The organism is Bacillus sp. FSL H8-0534, from assembly GCF_038005885.1.
Lineage (GTDB): Bacteria > Bacillota > Bacilli > Bacillales > Bacillaceae_G > Bacillus_A > Bacillus_A pseudomycoides.
This window is the reverse complement of record NZ_JBBOUC010000001.1, coordinates 955807-973492: the sequence shown is the minus strand read 5'-3', so window position 1 is coordinate 973492 and position 17686 is coordinate 955807. Positions and strand designations below refer to the sequence as shown.

19 protein-coding genes and 5 pseudogenes are annotated in these 17686 nt (G+C 34.9%); 11 read left to right on the top strand and 13 right to left on the bottom strand.

All coding sequences use genetic code 11. The annotated features are described in order from the left end of the window. From MHH71_RS05040 to MHH71_RS05030, 3 genes are all read right to left on the bottom strand, one after another. Positions 1–438, bottom strand: a complete 438-nt coding sequence (locus tag MHH71_RS05040; RefSeq protein WP_006094668.1) for a hypothetical protein — start codon at positions 436–438, stop codon at positions 1–3. 99 nt (positions 439–537) lie between these two features. Next, complete coding sequence (locus MHH71_RS05035; protein WP_018783016.1) at positions 538–1509, bottom strand: MBL fold metallo-hydrolase; 972 nt, start codon at positions 1507–1509, stop codon at positions 538–540. Positions 1510–1597: 88 nt separating this feature from the next. Then, positions 1598–1807, bottom strand: a complete 210-nt coding sequence (locus MHH71_RS05030; protein ID WP_006094670.1) for a DUF3925 family protein — start codon at positions 1805–1807, stop codon at positions 1598–1600. Positions 1808–2031: 224 nt separating this feature from the next. Here MHH71_RS05030 and MHH71_RS05025 point away from each other — a divergent pair, with 224 nt between their 5' ends. Continuing rightward, on the top strand, positions 2032–2508 hold the full coding sequence (locus MHH71_RS05025) for a glutathione peroxidase (RefSeq protein ID WP_006094671.1): 477 nt from the start codon (positions 2032–2034) through the stop codon (positions 2506–2508). Between the two features lie 156 nt (positions 2509–2664). On the opposite strand, the gene MHH71_RS05020 is transcribed toward MHH71_RS05025, so the two are convergent. Then, positions 2665–3591: a sunset domain-containing protein gene (locus MHH71_RS05020; RefSeq protein WP_006094672.1), complete on the bottom strand. Its 927-nt coding sequence runs from the start codon at positions 3589–3591 to the stop codon at positions 2665–2667. Between the two features lie 147 nt (positions 3592–3738). Here MHH71_RS05020 and MHH71_RS05015 point away from each other — a divergent pair. Next, positions 3739–4060, top strand: a pseudogene (locus MHH71_RS05015) (N-acetylmuramoyl-L-alanine amidase); the annotation flags it as partial. A 152-nt stretch (positions 4061–4212) separates the two neighbouring features. On the opposite strand, the gene MHH71_RS05010 reads toward MHH71_RS05015, so the two are convergent. Both MHH71_RS05010 and MHH71_RS05005 read right to left on the bottom strand, forming a co-directional pair. Beyond that, positions 4213–4539, bottom strand: a complete 327-nt coding sequence (locus MHH71_RS05010) for a hypothetical protein (RefSeq protein ID WP_006094674.1) — start codon at positions 4537–4539, stop codon at positions 4213–4215. A gap of 17 nt (positions 4540–4556) precedes the next feature. After that, positions 4557–5501, bottom strand: a pseudogene (locus tag MHH71_RS05005) (deaminase domain-containing protein); the annotation flags it as partial. Between the two features lie 196 nt (positions 5502–5697). On the opposite strand from MHH71_RS05005, the gene MHH71_RS05000 reads away from it, so the two are divergent. From MHH71_RS05000 to MHH71_RS04985, 4 genes are read left to right on the top strand one after another with little or no spacing between them, the layout of a single operon-like run. Further along, complete coding sequence (locus tag MHH71_RS05000) at positions 5698–6510, top strand: tail fiber domain-containing protein (protein ID WP_006094676.1); 813 nt, start codon at positions 5698–5700, stop codon at positions 6508–6510. A gap of 33 nt (positions 6511–6543) precedes the next feature. Then, positions 6544–6777, top strand: a complete 234-nt coding sequence (locus MHH71_RS04995) for a hemolysin XhlA family protein (protein WP_006094677.1) — start codon at positions 6544–6546, stop codon at positions 6775–6777. A gap of 3 nt (positions 6778–6780) precedes the next feature. Further along, positions 6781–6987, top strand: coding sequence for a hypothetical protein (locus MHH71_RS04990; RefSeq protein ID WP_003205225.1), 207 nt, complete (start codon positions 6781–6783; stop codon positions 6985–6987). Further along, entirely contained in the window at positions 6987–8000 is a 1014-nt protein-coding gene (locus MHH71_RS04985) for a peptidoglycan recognition protein family protein (protein WP_006094678.1), read from the top strand. Before MHH71_RS04990 ends, MHH71_RS04985 begins: the two co-directional genes overlap by 1 nt. A 301-nt stretch (positions 8001–8301) precedes the next feature. Here MHH71_RS04985 and MHH71_RS04980 read toward each other — a convergent pair whose 3' ends face one another. The 4 genes and pseudogenes from MHH71_RS04980 to MHH71_RS04965 all read right to left on the bottom strand — a co-directional run bounded on the left by MHH71_RS04980 (position 8302) and on the right by MHH71_RS04965 (position 10261). After that, positions 8302–8802 (bottom strand): YxiF family protein, encoded by a 501-nt coding sequence (locus tag MHH71_RS04980; protein WP_018783007.1) that lies wholly within the window; start codon positions 8800–8802, stop codon positions 8302–8304. Positions 8803–8824: 22 nt separating this feature from the next. Continuing rightward, positions 8825–9370: pseudogene (locus tag MHH71_RS04975) on the bottom strand (HNH/endonuclease VII fold putative polymorphic toxin); the annotation flags it as partial. A gap of 359 nt (positions 9371–9729) precedes the next feature. Then, positions 9730–10035, bottom strand: a complete 306-nt coding sequence (locus tag MHH71_RS04970; protein ID WP_018783005.1) for a hypothetical protein — start codon at positions 10033–10035, stop codon at positions 9730–9732. 25 nt (positions 10036–10060) lie between these two features. Beyond that, the gene (locus MHH71_RS04965) at positions 10061–10261 is read right to left on the bottom strand and encodes an EndoU domain-containing protein (RefSeq protein ID WP_018783004.1); all 201 of its coding nucleotides are present in this window, start codon (positions 10259–10261) and stop codon (positions 10061–10063) included. A 12-nt stretch (positions 10262–10273) separates the two neighbouring features. Between MHH71_RS04965 and MHH71_RS04960 the strand changes: the two are divergent. After that, a pseudogene (locus MHH71_RS04960) lies at positions 10274–10666 on the top strand (N-acetylmuramoyl-L-alanine amidase); the annotation flags it as partial. An 89-nt stretch (positions 10667–10755) separates the two neighbouring features. Here the strand turns inward: MHH71_RS04960 and MHH71_RS04955 are convergent. After that, on the bottom strand, positions 10756–11949 hold the full coding sequence (locus tag MHH71_RS04955; RefSeq protein WP_006094684.1) for a S8 family peptidase: 1194 nt from the start codon (positions 11947–11949) through the stop codon (positions 10756–10758). 255 nt (positions 11950–12204) lie between these two features. Here MHH71_RS04955 and MHH71_RS30530 point away from each other — a divergent pair. Continuing rightward, positions 12205–12303, top strand: a pseudogene (locus tag MHH71_RS30530) (N-acetylmuramoyl-L-alanine amidase); the annotation flags it as partial. Positions 12304–12471: 168 nt separating this feature from the next. Here the strand turns inward: MHH71_RS30530 and MHH71_RS04950 are convergent. Together MHH71_RS04950 and MHH71_RS04945 are read right to left on the bottom strand one after the other, a co-directional pair. Beyond that, positions 12472–12963, bottom strand: coding sequence for a hypothetical protein (locus tag MHH71_RS04950; RefSeq protein ID WP_018783001.1), 492 nt, complete (start codon positions 12961–12963; stop codon positions 12472–12474). Between the two features lie 415 nt (positions 12964–13378). Continuing rightward, the gene (locus MHH71_RS04945; protein WP_018783000.1) at positions 13379–14023 is read right to left on the bottom strand and encodes a hypothetical protein; all 645 of its coding nucleotides are present in this window, start codon (positions 14021–14023) and stop codon (positions 13379–13381) included. A 109-nt stretch (positions 14024–14132) separates the two neighbouring features. On the opposite strand from MHH71_RS04945, the gene MHH71_RS04940 reads away from it, so the two are divergent. From MHH71_RS04940 to MHH71_RS04930, 3 genes are all read left to right on the top strand, one after another. Continuing rightward, positions 14133–14780, top strand: coding sequence for an HD domain-containing protein (locus MHH71_RS04940; RefSeq protein ID WP_006094689.1), 648 nt, complete (start codon positions 14133–14135; stop codon positions 14778–14780). After that, positions 14777–16669, top strand: coding sequence for an ABC-F family ATP-binding cassette domain-containing protein (locus MHH71_RS04935; protein WP_018782998.1), 1893 nt, complete (start codon positions 14777–14779; stop codon positions 16667–16669). Before MHH71_RS04940 ends, MHH71_RS04935 begins: the two co-directional genes overlap by 4 nt. A gap of 75 nt (positions 16670–16744) precedes the next feature. Continuing rightward, a complete protein-coding gene (locus MHH71_RS04930) occupies positions 16745–17476 on the top strand; it encodes a Bax inhibitor-1/YccA family protein (RefSeq protein ID WP_003197270.1) in 732 nt (243 codons plus the stop codon). Positions 17477–17686: the final 210 nt, after the last annotated feature.

The following is a 17686-nucleotide window of genomic DNA, read 5'->3' as shown; positions in this document are numbered from 1 at the left end:
TTATGCGGGACTATGTTGATTTTCTTGTCGTATGAAACTATCTAATAATGAGTAACCAGCTATTATATTTATTATTACGGGAAATGTTGTATTTAAAAGAGTTAGGGTAGCTAAGTAAGCTAAGTAAGGGGAAAATTGTGCGATAGGTGAGAATAATAGAATAGGTGAAAAGCCAATCAATGTTGAAGGTAACGCAATGCCTATAAATTTATCTAGTTGAAATTTCCATACATGTTGGTTCTTTTTGTTACTGATAAGTTGAAAGAAACGTAATACACCACCGATGAAAAAGGGGAAAAGCATAAAGAAAAATATTCGATGGTACATATGAAAGGATAGCTCAGCTTGTTTATCTAAATGAAATTGAATTTTCCCTCCACAAAATAGCAATATAACAATGAATAAAGTGAAGCATAAGTATTGAGTAACTTTTTTCATTGTGTCACTCCTTTTGTATGCATAGTATTAAAAAAGCATATTCAAAAAAAGAGGATATATGCTTGAAACAGAGCGTCATATCCTCGGATGTTTTTTCATTTAGTTAGTAGTTGTTTTGGCCTTTTCTTGCTTTGTAAGATAATCAATAATTCCCATCGCACTGATTTCCATATCTAGTTTTATCACATCGTAAACAGAATGAGTTGCTGGTACACCTTGCTGTGAAAGATGAGAAGAGACTTTTTCAAGTAATAAAGTATACAATTCATGGCTTGCTGCTTCAAAATCCTGGTTTTTTTCAAATACTTGTTTTCCTGCTTCAACAAAGATAGGGAGCCAGTCTTCAAGCTGTTTATACACTTCAGAAACATGGGAAGATGCACCGTAATGCCCGAAATAGATGAGGTCAACGTTCATATTTCGAATGCGGTCTTTTGCTGCCATCATCGCGTCGGGTTGAAACTGTGATGGAGATGTGGTTGGTAAATATAGTTCAACGCCAAGTTCAGTTAGTTCTCGATAATAAATACCAATCGTGTCACCTGTGAAAATGCCATTTGTTAAAGAATCATGGATACTAATATGGTGCTTGGCGTGCCCTGGTGTATCGTAAAATGAAAGCATCCGATTTTCTGAAATTTGTAGTATGTCACCATCTTGTACAATATGGACACGTTTTTCTGGAATAGGAAGGATCGGATTAAAGAGTTCATCAAAAGCATCGCCATAGACAGCTTTGGCACCTTGGATTAATTTTGTAGGATCAATCATATGGCGTGCGCCACGTGAATGGACAAATAAAGTAGCATTTGGACATTTTTCCATCATTAAACCAGCTCCGCCAGCATGATCAAGATGAACATGGGTAACGATAATGTTTTTAACATCTGCTAAGTCAATGCGTAATTGTTGTAAGCCATTTAGAATGTGCGGAAGAGAAGGGGCTGCACACGTTTCGATTAAAGTAATATCATCACCGAGTAATACGTATGTACCTGTACGCTCGTTATGTTGTAAATCGTAATCATCAATGAGATATAACTGAGAGGATAACTGTTCAACTTTTTTCATATGAGTCACTCCTTATAGTCTTATGTTCTTTTATTATAAAATAAAAGGCAGAAAACGAAAAATCGTTTTCTGCCTTTATGTAATGTTATTATTTTGTTTGTTCTTTACTAATTGACATAATAAAGAATCCGACAAGACCACCAACTAGTGGAAGAGAAATCATTCCTGCAAGTGTAAAGTACTTGCTTAAAAATAGTCCATTCACATCCATAAACCAACCGGCAACAAATAGTAACATCATGTATAATACGAAGTAAAACTCGCGATTTGAAATCATTTCACGTTGTGCAGTTTTCATTATCAACACCATCCTTTATTCATTATAATGGAATTGAAAATGTCACAATTTAGAAGGTAAACTGTCACATTTTGTTCACAATTTAATTGTAAAACTTTCCAAGCTATTTGTCTAGTAGTTTGTGTCGAATTTTTGAACAAAAATAAAGCGCTCTCATTAGACGGAGAAGTTAAATACATATATGATGAGAATAAGTATGAAATAATAGAGAGGGGCAGATATATATGACAGTTTATGATTTTTCTGCAAAAACAATTACAGGGGAAGAAAAATCGTTACGAGAGTATGAAGGTAAAGTTCTTCTCATTGTAAATGTTGCAAGTAAATGTGGATTTACACCGCAATATAAAGGATTACAAGCCATTTATGAAAAGTATAAAGAGCAAGGATTCGAAATCTTAGGTTTCCCATGTAACCAATTTGGAGGACAAGAACCAGGTACAGAAGAGGAGATTACAAGTTTTTGTGAATTAAATTACGGTGTATCCTTTCCGATGTTCACTAAAGTTGATGTAAAAGGTGATAACGTGCATCCACTATATACATATATGACGGATCAGGCACCGGGCATACTTGGTATGAAGGCAGTAAAGTGGAATTTTACGAAGTTTTTAATAGGGCGTGATGGGAAAGTGATTGATCGATTTGCGCCTCAGAAGAAGCCGGAAGAATTAGAGAAGGAGATTGAAAAGATATTATAAACTACTATTTTCTATAAAGAGTGGGAAGGAGTTTGTTCGAAAATAGCATGTTTTGTTTTTTCACCTTCCTAGAAAAAGTATTTGAAATAAAGAAAAACGTTGGGTGACAGATATAAATGACTCTGTCACCCAACGTTTTTAAATATGAAAAAAAGCTTACTTTTTTGATTTTACATAACCAGCTGCTTTGGCATCAACTTCTGAACAGAACCACACGATATTATCTTTTGTAGAATCATAATATTGACCTCCAGGAACATGATATTTTTTAGAATTGGCATTTCCTTTAATTTGACCTTTACAAGAAGTGTTTGTTTCTTTATCATCACTAGGATCGTTTTGGAAAGGTTGACCATTAGATCCACCATGATTGCTAGTAGCTGAGGACGCTACAGTACTTTTCTTTTGTGAAGCTTGTTCCTCAGCTTGACGTTTTTGCTCTTCTTGTTGCTTTTGTGCCTGTTCTTCAGCTTGACGTTTTTGCCCTTCTTGTTGTTTTTGAGCTTGTTCCTCAGCTTGACGTTTTTGCTCTTCTTGTTGTTTTTGAGCTTGTTCCTCAGCTTGACGTTTTTGCTCTTCTTGTTGTTTTTGAGCTTGTTCCTCGGCTTGACGTTTTTGCTCTTCTTGTTGTTTTTGAGCCTTTTCGTCGGCCTCTTTCTTTTTAGCATCTTTTTTATCTTCTAGTTCTTTTTTTTCAGTTGCAACTTTTTTATCTTTTGCTGTTATTTTTTCAGCAGAAGGAGTTGCGACACTGGTTAATAGCCCGAAAGCTATAAATAAAACAGCTGTAATTAAAAACTGTTTCTTCGCCATACCAGTTTTCTTAATGATAGATAAGATTGCTAAGACAAGGAAGAAAATAAATAGGATTAAACATACATTAGCGAAAAAGTTAACAATAGGGTGCTTCGTTTCCGCGGTGCTTGTTGCTGATATTAAAAATGAAATAATAAAACAAATAACCGTAGGTCTACCATATCTCATTGCTTTACCATTTTTCTTAAAGAATGAAATGATACATAAGATGAGTAAAATAAGAGCTATTAAAAATAAAAATGTGCCAATATTACTCCAAAGTGCCATGTTGATACCTCCGTTTGTAAGATTTTCTCTATTGATTATATAGGAATATACTAGAAATTACATGGTTTCTAACCGAAATAAGAAAATTATATTTCTTTTTATTACATTTTTACAATGAATAATTCATAGATTATGAATGACTCGTCTGAAAAAGATGGTTGGTTAAATCTTGGGGGGGAATCAGTGGATTAAATACAATCCTTCTTACATCAAGTTTAAGAAGAAAGAGCCAGTTAATCCGATTGCAGGAAAACGTGTTGTGTCCAAAGTGGGCAACCTACGATTCTATGATTCTCCTTCTTGGCAGGATAAAGATGTTGTCGGAACTGTGGATACAGGATTAGGATTTACAATCGATGCAAAAGTAACTGTCAATGGATCACCACAATACAAAATTCACAATAGCAAAGGCAAAGCATACTATGTTACTGCAAATGAAGCCTTTGTATATGTGAAGTATGAATTGTAAAAGAGCATTTTCTAATTAGAAAATGCTCTTTTTTATCTCCCATCATTTATTGTATATGCTAATGGGAGGTTATTATAAGGGGTCTCTCTTTTCATAAAACTACGTTATCGAACTGTAATCATTCAGATGAAACGAAAGTAATTACAATACTCCTATAAAAATCCCTTCAATTTATTAACATCACTAGTAAACTCTGCAATCTCATCTTTTAACTCTATTCTATGAACTTCCATCTTTTTGTTGTCAAGTAATTCATTTAAACGAGTTTTTATAAAATCAATATTTTTATTTTTTTCAATAAGTAACAATGCAAAGCTAACGTAGATACAGCATTCTTCCGTTTCAGTATATTCTTCTGAATGTTCATAATCATTTAGTAACGCATAAAAAGTATCCTTTATTTCATATTCTGCTCTAATATGAAGGCTACTATATGTATCAATAACATCTTCTTTAATCTCATCATACCTTAAATTCATTCTGTCTCCTCCAAATTTCAATTTTTTGTGTGTATATTAAGGTGAATATTAGGATATCTCTTCCTAAATTCTAAAATAATATTACTACAACTTTGACAAGCAGGTAGTTCTGTATATAAATCAATTTTTCCAGAAATATTTGGATTCTTAATTTGAGAAGCTATATCTTCTCGAATTTTTGCTTCTGTATCATGAAATTTATCAAATTTAGTCGCATCTGGTTTAGAAGCAGATGGCTCATAGCTTTTGAAAATACGTTCTGATTCCGGTTTCAACATTGAAAACTCTTCAACATCTGCACCTTTATCAAATTTTGAATTAATTTTACTATGGGCATTAAACTTATCTTTTAATCCAGGTATTTTTACATCTGCTGTAGCCATATTACCACGCTTTTTAAGAGTATTATTTGGCATACTATTACGTATGTTATCAATTCTATTTTGAAAACTTTTAACTTTATTAGTTTCACTAACACGCCCACCAGAAGACTCGAATTTTTGAAGAGTATCCTGAGCATTTTGAATTGATTTATTCAAAACAAACCCACCATGTCCAACAGCACCAAGCCCCGCCGCTATAGCAACTGCATCTAATGGAAGAACAATTGGTGATGCTAACCCACCACTTCCTACTTCTGCGACGAAGGTTAAGAAATTAGCCCCGCCTATGACTGAAATACCTTCAAAAATTTCTACAATAGATCCTACCGTTGATAAAACATGTCCAGTAAACCTTCCAGCTTGATAAGTTGCATTGCTTTCTAATTTATCATTATCAGGTGGTGTTAGTCCAATATAGTCTTCTGCTACTGCACTGCCAGCGCCTTGTATAAAGTCCGAAGCACTTTCATAAATATCTTCGACACCATGTTTAAACTTATCCAGTAAAGATTCATCTTTTTTCTCACTATTTAATGGACCACACATTGCTCCTTCTTCAATTGAACTACCATTTCTTAGCGGTCTTCAAGTTAGAACATCTAATACAAACAATTATGTGGGTTTAGATAATCAGTTTATACGTCTCATAGAAAGTGGTGTCGTTCGTCTGTATGTCGGTTATCATAGACGATCGGATGGAGATGTATAACCAACTATTGTTCTAGGAGGAGACAATACTCTTAGCGGTGTTCTAGGTGCTTTGCAAGTGACTCAAATGAGAGCAGGATTCTCTGATGCTAGTACAAATATCAGACTAGTAGATGAGGTAATAAATGGAGTAACCTATAAATCTGTATTTTTGGAAATGCAAAGAAGTGGAATCAGTGTATTACATGCTAACGATTTCCAAGTTCTCTACTCTGGAAATGGAAAATGGCATTTCAGACGCGGTAAAACTAGTTCATACAGTTCATCATTAACAATATCTGATAATGGTTCGGATGCTGATTTAGTAATGCCGAACGTAACAATGCGAAACAGTAGAGTTACGGGCTATACAGGAGTTGTTCAGTTTTTAACTCCGAATATTGTTGGTGATGGATGGGGAGGAGTGCAAGCTCATATAATAGCTCTATCTTTACGAGAATACAAATCAAATATTCGCGATGTACCGTTTTCTGCTTTAGAGAAAGTTAGAAATGCTAAGATTAGGGAGTTTAATTATAAGGGTGATACGAATTTACTTTATGAAATGAGGGAGAACAAAGATCCTAATGATCCTCCTTTAACAACGAAAGACATCAAACAATATTACGGTCTTATTGTTGATGAATCGGATGATGTCTTTGTTGATAAAGATAAAACAGGTACTCACTTGTATTCTATGACATCATTAACGATGAGAGCAGTTCAAGAACTAGATGAAAAACATGATCAAGATATAGCAGTATTAAAAGGACAATTAGAAGCAAAAGATGTAGAGATAGCAGCAATGAATAATCGAGTAGCATCTTTAGAAGCTTTAGTTCAAAGTTTAATCGATAAAGGAAGCCAAATAGAAGCGTCACCGACAACAGAGCAGCAATAGCTGGTCTTTTTTATTTTGTAAAGGAGTGAAACGATGCAAGAAATTATCGAGTTAAAGCAAGAAATCCAACAAATTAAATCAGATCAAAAAGATATGCAACGTGATATCCGCAGCTTAGAAACTCGTACTACTGTCAATGAGAACGACATCGTGAATATAAACAAGCAGCTTGAAAAAATCAGTGCCAATACAACCTGGATTCTCCGCATCATAATCGGTGCGATTGTAACAGCACTTATTGGATTACTCTTGAAAGGAGGTGTATAAGATATGCCACTTACAAAAGAAAATATTTTAAAACGTTTGCGCAACTGGAAAACATGGGTTGCGCTTTTTTCATGCTTTGGATTAATTTTATCAGTCTTTGGAATGACCGGATTCGAAGGTAATTTGGATAAGGTTGAAAAGGCTGTTTATTTATTTGGGATTGCTTTGGGTATTTGGACAGACCACGAAGAAAAAGGAGAAGATGCTTAATGAAAAAATCAATTAAACTAGCTTCCTCTGTATTTATGACTCTATTGCTCCTGTTGAGTTTTGCTACAGGGGCTTTTGCTGATAGAACGCTTATTATTCCCGATTTACCGAAACAGCCGTACCGTTATGGAGTAGGGGCTTACGAGGGCGTTGTGGCGCATAGCACAGCGACTCCAGAAGCTCCGGCTATTAATATTCAAAAATATGAAACTCGTACATGGAGAAATGCCTTCGTACACTATGCAGTCGATTGGAACGAAACAATCCAAATTGCCGATACAAAATACATTGCTTATGGCGGTGGACCTGGTGCGAATAAACGTTTTGTACACGTAGAGTTATGCGAGACGGCAGATTATGATAAATTCAAACGCTCATATGATAAATATGTGAAGTTACTAGCTAAGATTTTACGTGACCGCGGTTTATCTGTAGAAAAAGGATTATGGACTCACTATGATGTGACGAAGTATTTGGGTGGTACTGACCACGAAGATACGCTTGATTACTTGCGCAGTCATGGTGTATCAGAAGCTCAATTCCGTGCAGATGTGAAGCGTGCATACAATAATGCTAATGTTGAAGTTTCTGTTCCTGAGCAACCATCTAAACCAGCAGAAGTACCAACTGCAAATGTTGAAGGAGTTGTATACATTCAAGGTAATAATATAAATCTGCGTAAAGGCCCAGATGCAAGCTATTCCGTTATTCGTCAACTAAACAAACCGGAAGCATACCAAGTTTGGGGCGAGAAAGATGGATGGCTAAACCTCGGTGGGAATCAATGGGTTTATAACAATCCTTCTTACATCAAATTTGAGAAGAAAGAGCTAGTTAATCCGGTTGTAGGTAAGCGCGTTGTCGCTAAAGTGGACAACCTACGTTTCTATGATTCTGCTTCATGGGCAGATAAAGATGTTGCTGGTACCTTAGATGCAGGATTAGGATTTGCAATTGATGCCAAAGTAACTGTAAATGGTTCAACTCAGTACAAAGTACACAACAGCAAATGAAGCTTATGTATATGTAAAGTAATATGAAAAGCCGGTCCCTATTAAAGGAGCCGGCTTATATATTTGTTCATTTCATTATGCTTCATATGCCATGCTATCAGGAAAGTCTTCGTTTTTTTAAGACAACGCACAATCCTAGTACATGCACAATTAAAATAATGTTCTCTCATTGTTTCTGAATCTACTAGAGCCTGCTCTAGGTCATAAAACATTCGTTCTTTTTTATTATAATACATTGGTATATGTAAAATAATAAATAGGACCGCTCTCAAATAGAGGCGGCCTTATTTACTTTCGTATTTTAAACTGTTGTTATTCCCCACATACTAAATTCATAATAATATTCCGTTCTCTCAATACATACACCGAATTCTAAATCATCACCAACTAATACAAAATCAGCATACCCAGTTAGAAATCTTGAAATGGTTGATAACTCTTCTAAATTATCAAATACTTCAGAGATGTTCAGCTTAACTGCTTCAATTTTACCACCTCTAGAGAAAAAGAGTCTTCCTTGATTAACTGGAAATTTAATACTTTTAGCTGTTTCTTTTAACAGTGCTATTGATAGTTTCCCATTTTCTTTATAATCAGTACTACCAAAATTTTTTATATTTGAATTTTGTTCTAGCTTATTAAATAATTCTTTACAAAGTAAATCATTAGATTCTGCATCCATAAATGAGTCCATAGAAACGGTAATAATATTAGAAAGTTCGTTTATAAGTTCCTTTCTACTAGCGTTTCTTTTTGCTTTCATTTTCAAAATTTCCATTCGACTTTTATTCGCATTACTCAAAACTTTTCACACCTTTAGTTTCTTATTTTTTGCCTTTTTTCTTGTAACCCTCAATATCTTCTGGATAATGTCCGGGATGTTGATTATATCTTCCTTTTTCCAGAGGACTCCCTTTTTCAGCGTCTGCAGTATGGAAATGGGGACCTCTTCCCATTTTATCTTCTCTATGTTCAATAATATATACTTTTTCATTTTTAATATTGGTGTATTCTTCTACCAATCTATGTTCACTAGTTCCATCATAAACAGGAGTAGGTTTTTGGCGTGGAGTAGAGTTGGGGATTCCAGCCTCACGTCTTGCTGCACCATTACTAGTTAACAATTTGTCTTGTCTCTCAAGATGATCTTTATAATTTTCGGCGGCTTTAGCAGCTTTTTTAGCAGCTTGGGCTGCATCTGCAGTCATTTTAACACCTTTCACCATTTTAGCAAGTTTTCCAACTGGTGTAACACCCAGAACCATCATTCCGCCAGCTGATACTCGATCCAACCATAAAAGTTTATCGCCTGTTGATGGATCTATACCTTCCCAAGCACGCCTTATATCATATTCCCCGGTCATCTCCCCATTTAATTTAAATTCACCATTCAATAATTTTAGGGGAGTAAAAACGTCCACCAACTTTGAAATTCGAATTTTTATGTATTATTTTATTAGATATAATAATCAGGATTTCCGTCCATTTTTATATAGTTTTTCTGATTTTATTTGATTTTTTTATGATAACCATTGAGTTCATGGTGCTTATATTTCAATTAAAGTAAATTAGGGCTTATAATAATTAATTAAACCAATAATCTATGTTATGTTTAATAAAAAGCAGCTGTATATGCTTCTAAGTGCATGATATAGCTGCTTTTTTTAAATACGACATCTATATATGTCGCAATATGAGATTGAATCTATTCATCTAAATTCGATTGTATTTAAAATATCATTTTTTCTACAACTTCAACAGATGGTCTTATTGTAGAGTTCGGAAATTTTTGTACTAAACGTTTTAAACACTCCACGTATTCTTTAGTTTTTTCGTCAAAATCTACATCCTCAAATACTTCACTAAGCCATTCTACTTCTTCTTCTGAAGCGGTATCTAAAAATTTAATAGTTTGTTCAATATCTTCGCTTAATAATTCTGCGAGTTCTTCCCAATATTTCTCAATTAAAAAAATATTTTCAGGATGAATTGCCTTTCGCTCCTCTATAATTTTTCTTACTTGTTCTTCAAACATAATTAATTCTCCTTTATTTGCATTTTTAAGGTTGTTTTGTTCCATCTGGGAATACAGTTCCAATCTTACCGTTTGTTTTTATTACTCCAACCCTTACGCCTTTATATTCACCAAATATCATATTTCCGTCTTTTACATTTATATTTTCTTGAAGGTTAGCAACATCACCAATGGGAACGCGATCAATATATGTCTCTTTACTAAGAGGCTTAAACCCTTGACACATAACGTGTTGAGGGTTTTTCTTCGTAAAGGGGCAGGTGCAAGTTACTCTGTTATTCGTCAGTTAAATAAACCAGAATCATACCAAGTATGGGGAGAAAAAGATGGTTGATTAAATCTTGGAGGAAATCAATGGGTATATAACAATCCTTCTTACATCAAGTTTGAGAAGAAAGGGCCAGTTAATCCGATTGCAGGAAAGCGTATTGTGTCCAAAGTGGACAACCTACGTTTCTATGATTCTCCATCTTGGCAGGATAAAGATGTTGCTGGTATATTAGATGCTGGATTAGGGTTTGCAATTGATGCGAAGATTATGGTGAATGGATCACCTCAGTATAAAGTGCAAAACGGCAGAGGTAATGTATATTACATTACAGCTAGTCCGTATTATGTACAAGTAAAATAAAAAAGCCGATTCCTATGTGAAATGCACTTCCAATTGTTAATTGTGTCTAACAATTGGGGGGCACTTCCCTATGAGTCGGCCTTTTTTATTTATGAAGCTTTATTCTCATTTAACATAGTTCCATACTGTACAGCTTTATTTGCATTCACTCTACCATTCTTCCAATAGGTTCCTGTTCCGGAGATTTTATCAGATGTGGCTTCAATAATTTGACGAATTTGTACGTTAGTGTAGCCTTGATTTGCTAATAATCCTGCAACTCCTGCCACCTGTGGGGTTGCCATAGATGTACCACTTAATGATCGGTACGTGCTGCCTTTATACGTAGAGTAGATACTCGAACCAGGAGCTGCTACATCCACCCAGCTTCCATAATTTGAGAAATGAGATTTTTGGTCATTTTGATCTGTAGATGCAACTGCAATTACTTCATTGTAATAAGCAGGATAATTTGGTCTTGTATTTCCATCATTTCCTGCAGCTGCAACTATCACAGCGCCTTTATTCCAAGCGTATTGAATGGCTTGTTGCAATGCAGTTCCTCCACTAGAAGCTCCTAAACTTAAGCTAATGACTTTTGCTCCAGCATCGGCAGATTCTCTGATACCTTTTGCTACAGCATCAAGAGTCCCACTTCCTTGACTATCAAGTACTCGGACTGCATATATAGAGGATTGTGGAGCAACTCCTGCAATTCCAATATTATTGTTTGTAAGAGCACCTGCAATACCCGCACAGTGTGTACCATGACCATTTCCATCATCTGATTGACTATCATTATCTACATAATCGTGGCCGTATATAACTTTAGAGGATAAATCAGGATGATTACCTTGTACACCGGTATCGACAATAGCGATTTTGACAGCAGGAGCACTTCTCTGTGCATCCCATGCCTGAGGTGCTTGGATTTTTAGTAGCCCATATTGATTACTAAAATAGGGATCATTAGGAGTCCAAAATGCATGAAAATAATAGTTTGGCTCTGCATATTCTACATCAGGATTATTCTTATAAATTTTTATTTTATCTTTGACAGTACCTTTAGTAAATTTAATAACTTCAAACTTCAAGACATCATCTTTTGATACAACGTCAGCTCCTACTGATTTATGAAATTCTTGAGTTTTACTAAGAGACGTATTGTCTTTAAATTTTACAATAATTTGGTTCGGAACATATTCCTTGGATAAGGAGTCTGCATTCGATACAGAGGGGTTATAAAGGATGCAACCAAAAACCAAAGATAACACAAGTAAAAAAACACCAATTTTACTTTTCAATAGAAAATTCCTCCCTATTATTTTATCTTTGTTGATGCACATTTCTTTTCAACTATATAGTTAGGTCAAGCGATGTATGATTAGTTTTGAAATTTCAGAAAATTCCCTCTAATAAAGCGAGCTATTAATGCAGAAGTTGTCCAAAGGATATTTCAATTACCAAGATGGTATTTTAAAGATAAATTTTAAAAGAAATCATGGTTTGGAATTATTTTCATTTCAAAAAGGTGTTTGGAAAAGTAAAGAAAGAATAAGAAAGTAACAGTGAACGGTTCGCCACAATACAAAGTACACAATAGCAAAGGACAGACATACTATGTAACTGCAAACGAAGCCTTTGTATATGTGAAGTAGGAGTTACAAAAGAGCACTCACTAATTCAGGTGTGCTCTTTTGTATAATATATTTTTTACTGCTTGCTCAATCACTTTACACAAGTTGCTATACTCATCTATTCAGAAAGTTTGAAAAACATTCAGCTAATCAAGGCTTAAATTCCTAATACTAATATTAATTTACAAATTAATTTTTTAAAGAGTCAATTAGGTCTGTGTTGCAGCGCTTAAAGTGAATTTCATAACATTCTTCTTCAGAAAATATTTGTGCAATTTGCCCTGTACTCTTATCAGCAATTATAAATTCATTAGTTTCAGAAATGTCCCAAAGTTCCTCGATAGATTTTGTGAAATTCAATATTCTAACATTTGCCCATACCGGCTCTAAACAATTAGGAACTAATATAAAATATTCTGTTTTATGATTTGAAAAACTTAAAGAACCTAAAGAACTTTCAATCCATAAAATATACTTACTTTTAACATCACCAATAGGAATGTGAAATGTTGGATTAGAGTCTATATTACGAAACTGTTTCAATGCTGTGTCGAACAGTTTTATCCATTCAGAATCGGGATTTTCAAATTCAATAAGTTCTAAATTTGAAAATTGGCTAAAGACTTTTTTGGCACTGATTAATGCTTTTTTTCTACGAATCTTCTCATTTTGATATATCATAATTTTCCTGCCTCTCATTTGTTATAATAAATGAAACATCACTTTTTGAAAACCTTAATAAATCAACGTTTTCAGTTTAATTTAAAACACGATGAATTCAGAGGATATGTTTCGCACACAAGTTCACAAATGGGAACGGCAATCCATATTTATTAAAGGGATTGTAATACAAAATTATTGCGGAAATTTATGTTAAATGAATTGTTTTTAAAATAAAAATTTATCTAATACAGTTTAATTAAAAGGCTATTTTTTGCTCACATTTTGCTCACAAATGATATAAAAACGTGTGAAAAAATATGAAATTCACTTTTGAAATAAAATAAAATATAACAAATAAAAAGTGCCATAAAAGCTTGTATAACAGGCTTTTATGGCACTTTTATAGTACTTGTATTACACAAAATGAACAAGCTTAAAACTGTTCATTCTTCTCCCAAGATTCCACAATATAATGAGCAATTGTCGGATTAAATCCTTTTCCAACTAAGAACATAATTGCAGCAACCTCTGTCATTGCGTGTTGTTGAGAGGTATGTTTTGCTTCATTCATACCGTACTCTACCCATGGTTTTACGAAATCTAATACAGGTTTCTTTAACGACAAATAGTGTGTACCAACAACTTGTTGAATTTGTTGTTGTGTTGGTTCAGTGGGAATAGCTGTAGTAGGCCCTGGTGGCAAGATATGTGGTTGAGTGGAATCTAATGTTGGTGCAGGTGGTGAAACACGTGTATCCTGGTATGGTTGATACATTTGTGGTTGCTGATATGGAGCTTGTTGAGCTACGTAAGGATTCTGTTGGTACTGAGTTTCCTGACCTGGTTGTGTTACGTAAGGATTTTGATGGTGTTGAGTTTCATGAGGTTGCTGAGCTGTATATGGATTTTGATGGTATTGAGCTTCTTGAGTTTGTTGTGCTAAGTATGAATTCTGTTGATATTGAAATTCTTGTTGCTCTGGTTCTTGTTCTTCAAACTGCTGCTCTGGATATCGTTGTTCTTGATTTTGAGGATAGTATGGTTGCTCTGGATAAGGGTATTTATTATTGTAGAACATTTTTATTTCCTCCTTCATGATCGTACGTACAAAACAGTCTATGGGCGGACAAGAAAATATGTGATGAAAAAATGAGAGCGTGTTACAATAAGAAATTGGGTGAAGATAAATGAAAAAACAAGAAAAAATACAAAAAACAGTTGCTTTTGTAAGGGGTATTTTGGAAACAGATGCTAGTGGGCATGATTGGTATCATATTGAACGTGTACATAAATTGGCGCTTTCTTTGTCTGAAAAAGAAGGTGGGGATCGTTTTGTAATTGAGATGGCAGCTTTACTTCATGATGTAGCGGATGAGAAGTTAAATGAAAGTGAAGAAGCTGGTATGAAAAAAGTTTCTGATTGGCTAGAAGGATTGAATGTTACTGAAGAAGAAACTGAACATATCCTTCATATTATAATGAATATGTCATATAAAGGTGGGCATGGTGGCAAGGTAAGCACATTAGAAGGGAAAATCGTTCAAGATGCAGATCGTTTAGATGCACTTGGTGCAATTGGTATTGCCCGAACGTTTGCTTACGGCGGTGCAAAAGGACGTTTAATGTATGATCCGAACATTCCACCTCGAGAAGAGATGACAAAAGAAGAATATCGAAAAAATGATGATCCATCGTTAAATCATTTCTACGAAAAGCTTTTGAAGTTGAAAGATTTAATGAATACGGATGCTGCAAAACGAGAGGCTGAAATTCGCCATCGTTATATGGAAGAGTTTATAGAACAATTTATGAAAGAGTGGAATGCACAAATATGAAAATGCTAACAGTGGAAAACGTATCGAAATCATATGGAGATAAACCATTATTTGATGGACTATCATTTAGTATTGCAGAGGGTCAACGTGCAGGGATTATTGGAGTAAACGGTACAGGGAAATCTACATTATTAAAAATTATTGCAGGGGTAGAGATTCCAGATACAGGTGATATGACACATACGCGTGGTTATACAATTAGCTATTTATCACAGCAACCGGATTTTAATGAAAATTTAACAGTGCTTGAGCAAGTATTCCACGGTGATACGCCGCTAATTCGCCTTCTTCGTGAATACGAACAAGCGTTATTAAACATAGAAAAAGACCCGAGTAATGAAAAAGTGCAAGAACAATTATTTGCAGTGCAGCAACGTATGGATGCGATGAATGCATGGGAAGCAAATGCGAATGCAAAGTCGCTTTTAACGAAACTCGGAATTACAGATTTCACTGCAACTGTGGGGAACTTATCTGGTGGACAAAAAAAACGTATTGCAATGGCACAGTGCTTTATTGAAACACCTGATTTATTAATTTTAGATGAGCCAACAAACCATCTTGATCATGAAACAGTGGAATGGTTAGAAGAATATTTAGCACGGTATACTGGAGCAGTTTTACTTGTAACACATGATCGTTATTTTTTAGACCGTGTTACAAATCGTATTTTTGAGCTAGATAATGGTAATTTGTATAGCTATGAAGGAAACTATAGTACATTTTTAGAAGCAAAGGCACTTCGTGAGGAACAAGAGTTAGCACAAGAATCAAAGCGCCAAAATCTATATCGCCGTGAACTTGCTTGGATTCGCCGCGGTGCGAAAGCTCGTTCTACAAAACAAAAAGCACGTATTCAGCGGTTCGAAGAGTTGAAAGAACAAGAAGGTCCAGCAGCGAAGCAATCTGTTGATATTTCACTCAGCGGGAGTCGCTTAGGAAAGAAAGTGCTTGAGTTAAAAGATGTAACGAAGAAATTTGGTGAAAAAACGGTATTACATAATTTTAATCATATTGTGAAACCAGGCGATCGAATCGGTATTATTGGGGCTAATGGTAGCGGGAAATCATCTTTATTAAATATGCTTGCAGGCAAATTATCACCTGACAGTGGTGAAATTGAAGTTGGACAAACTGTGAAAGTTGCTTATTATACGCAAGAAAATGAAGAGATGAATTTAAATCAACGTATGATTGAATATATTAAAGAAATTGCAGAAGTCATTCATACAACAGACGGTAAAGTCATTGGAGTATCCCAAATGCTTGAGCGTTTCTTATTCCAACCGCATTCACATGGAACACCACTTGGTAAACTATCTGGTGGTGAAAGAAGACGTCTGTATTTATTACGTCTTTTAATGGGAGAGCCGAATGTACTTCTATTAGATGAGCCGACAAACGATTTAGATACACAAACGTTAACAGTACTAGAAGACTATTTAGAAGACTTCCCGGGTGTCGTTCTTACGGTATCGCATGATCGCTACTTCTTAGATAAAGTAGTAGATGAATTATTTATCTTTACTGGTGGCGGAGAAGTTCGTGAATTCCTAGGAAGCTATAGTGATTACCTAGATATACAAAAGGCCCAAGAACTATTAGAAAAAGTAGAAGTACAGAAAGAAAAGAAAGTGGAAGAAGCTCCAAAGCAACAACGTAAACGTAAACTTTCCTATCACGAACAACGTGAATGGGAAACCATTGAAGATACGATTGCTGGGCTTGAAGAGAAGCTTGAAACGATTGGAGAAGAACTTGCGAATGTAGGTTCTGATTTTACAAAAGCACAGGAGCTTTCTGAGGCGCAGCAGCAAACAGAAGAAGAACTGGAAAAAGCAATGGAACGCTGGAGCGAACTGTCTGACATCGTTGAAGGTTTAAAATAAAAACAAGCTGCATATATTGAAATGTAAAGAGAAAAACTTTACACTATTGGTAGAACATATTTTAGGAGGGAAAAAATGAGAACATCTAATCCAATGTTGAAAAAAGAAACCTTTCGTAAACAGGGAGCAAGTACGTCTGCGATGACAATTGGCGGAGCTGTAGGAAAAACATTTATTATGCTTGTCTTGCTTCTTGCAACGTCTGTCTATTCATACATACAGATGTATACGGGGAAAATGCAAATGCCAGTTTTAATTGGAGCATTAATTGTGGCTGCAATTATCGCATTTGCGGCTATCTTCTTCCCGAAAATGGCGCCTATTACAGCACCTATTTATGCAGCTGTTGAAGGGATTGTCTTAGGAAGCATTTCAGCGGTATATGCGATTCGTTTTGACAACTCTATTATTTTAAATGCTGTATTACTAACAATTTCAATTTTATTTGCAATGTTAGTTTTATATGCAACTCGTGTTGTAAAGGTAACGGATAAGTTCCGTACAGGTATAATGGCCGCGACGCTTGGGATTTTGGTTATGTACTTGATCGTTTTTCTATTAAACATGTTTGGTGTTACTGTTCCGTATATTCACCAAGGTGGAACAATTGGCATCATCATTAGTGCAGTTGTGATTATCGTTGCTGCATTAAATCTATTACTAGACTTCGATTTAATCGAAAATGGCGCACGTAGTGGAGCTCCAAAATATATGGAGTGGTACAGTGCGATGGGTCTAATGATGACATTAGTATGGTTGTACTTAGAAATTCTTCGTTTCGTTTCTTACTTTGCGAAAAATGACTAATTGAAAGAAATCCTGCATGATTGAAATATGCAGGATTTCTTTTTGTATTTTTTTAGATTTAAAGTGATGATTTCTTTTTAGAAATATATTATTTTGCATTTTTTACCTATCTTCTATTTTTTTCTACAATAAAGAAAAAATGTGAGGTGGTATAAATATGATGAATCGAGTTGTATTAATCGGAAGATTGACAAAAGATCCAGGTGCGCC

What these genes read in the sequence shown, in the direction of transcription:
- MHH71_RS04930 (WP_003197270.1), top strand. Translation starts at nt 16,745, where the DNA reads ATGAGAACATCTAATCCAATGTTGAAAAAAGAAACCTTTCGTAAACAG.
- MHH71_RS04940 (WP_006094689.1), top strand. Translation starts at nt 14,133, where the DNA reads ATGAAAAAACAAGAAAAAATACAAAAAACAGTTGCTTTTGTAAGGGGT.
- MHH71_RS05030 (WP_006094670.1), bottom strand. Translation starts at nt 1,807, where the DNA reads ATGAAAACTGCACAACGTGAAATGATTTCAAATCGCGAGTTTTACTTC.
- MHH71_RS04985 (WP_006094678.1), top strand. Translation starts at nt 6,987, where the DNA reads ATGAAAAAATCAATTAAACTAGCTTCCTCTGTATTTATGACTCTATTG.
- MHH71_RS04995 (WP_006094677.1), top strand. Translation starts at nt 6,544, where the DNA reads ATGCAAGAAATTATCGAGTTAAAGCAAGAAATCCAACAAATTAAATCA.
- MHH71_RS04950 (WP_018783001.1), bottom strand. Translation starts at nt 12,963, where the DNA reads ATGATATATCAAAATGAGAAGATTCGTAGAAAAAAAGCATTAATCAGT.
- MHH71_RS04935 (WP_018782998.1), top strand. Translation starts at nt 14,777, where the DNA reads ATGAAAATGCTAACAGTGGAAAACGTATCGAAATCATATGGAGATAAA.
- MHH71_RS05040 (WP_006094668.1), bottom strand. Translation starts at nt 438, where the DNA reads ATGAAAAAAGTTACTCAATACTTATGCTTCACTTTATTCATTGTTATA.
- MHH71_RS05035 (WP_018783016.1), bottom strand. Translation starts at nt 1,509, where the DNA reads ATGAAAAAAGTTGAACAGTTATCCTCTCAGTTATATCTCATTGATGAT.
- MHH71_RS04965 (WP_018783004.1), bottom strand. Translation starts at nt 10,261, where the DNA reads ATGTGTCAAGGGTTTAAGCCTCTTAGTAAAGAGACATATATTGATCGC.
- MHH71_RS04945 (WP_018783000.1), bottom strand. Translation starts at nt 14,023, where the DNA reads ATGTTCTACAATAATAAATACCCTTATCCAGAGCAACCATACTATCCT.
- MHH71_RS04990 (WP_003205225.1), top strand. Translation starts at nt 6,781, where the DNA reads ATGCCACTTACAAAAGAAAATATTTTAAAACGTTTGCGCAACTGGAAA.
- MHH71_RS05010 (WP_006094674.1), bottom strand. Translation starts at nt 4,539, where the DNA reads ATGAATTTAAGGTATGATGAGATTAAAGAAGATGTTATTGATACATAT.
- MHH71_RS05000 (WP_006094676.1), top strand. Translation starts at nt 5,698, where the DNA reads ATGAGAGCAGGATTCTCTGATGCTAGTACAAATATCAGACTAGTAGAT.
- MHH71_RS05025 (WP_006094671.1), top strand. Translation starts at nt 2,032, where the DNA reads ATGACAGTTTATGATTTTTCTGCAAAAACAATTACAGGGGAAGAAAAA.
- MHH71_RS04970 (WP_018783005.1), bottom strand. Translation starts at nt 10,035, where the DNA reads ATGTTTGAAGAACAAGTAAGAAAAATTATAGAGGAGCGAAAGGCAATT.
- MHH71_RS05020 (WP_006094672.1), bottom strand. Translation starts at nt 3,591, where the DNA reads ATGGCACTTTGGAGTAATATTGGCACATTTTTATTTTTAATAGCTCTT.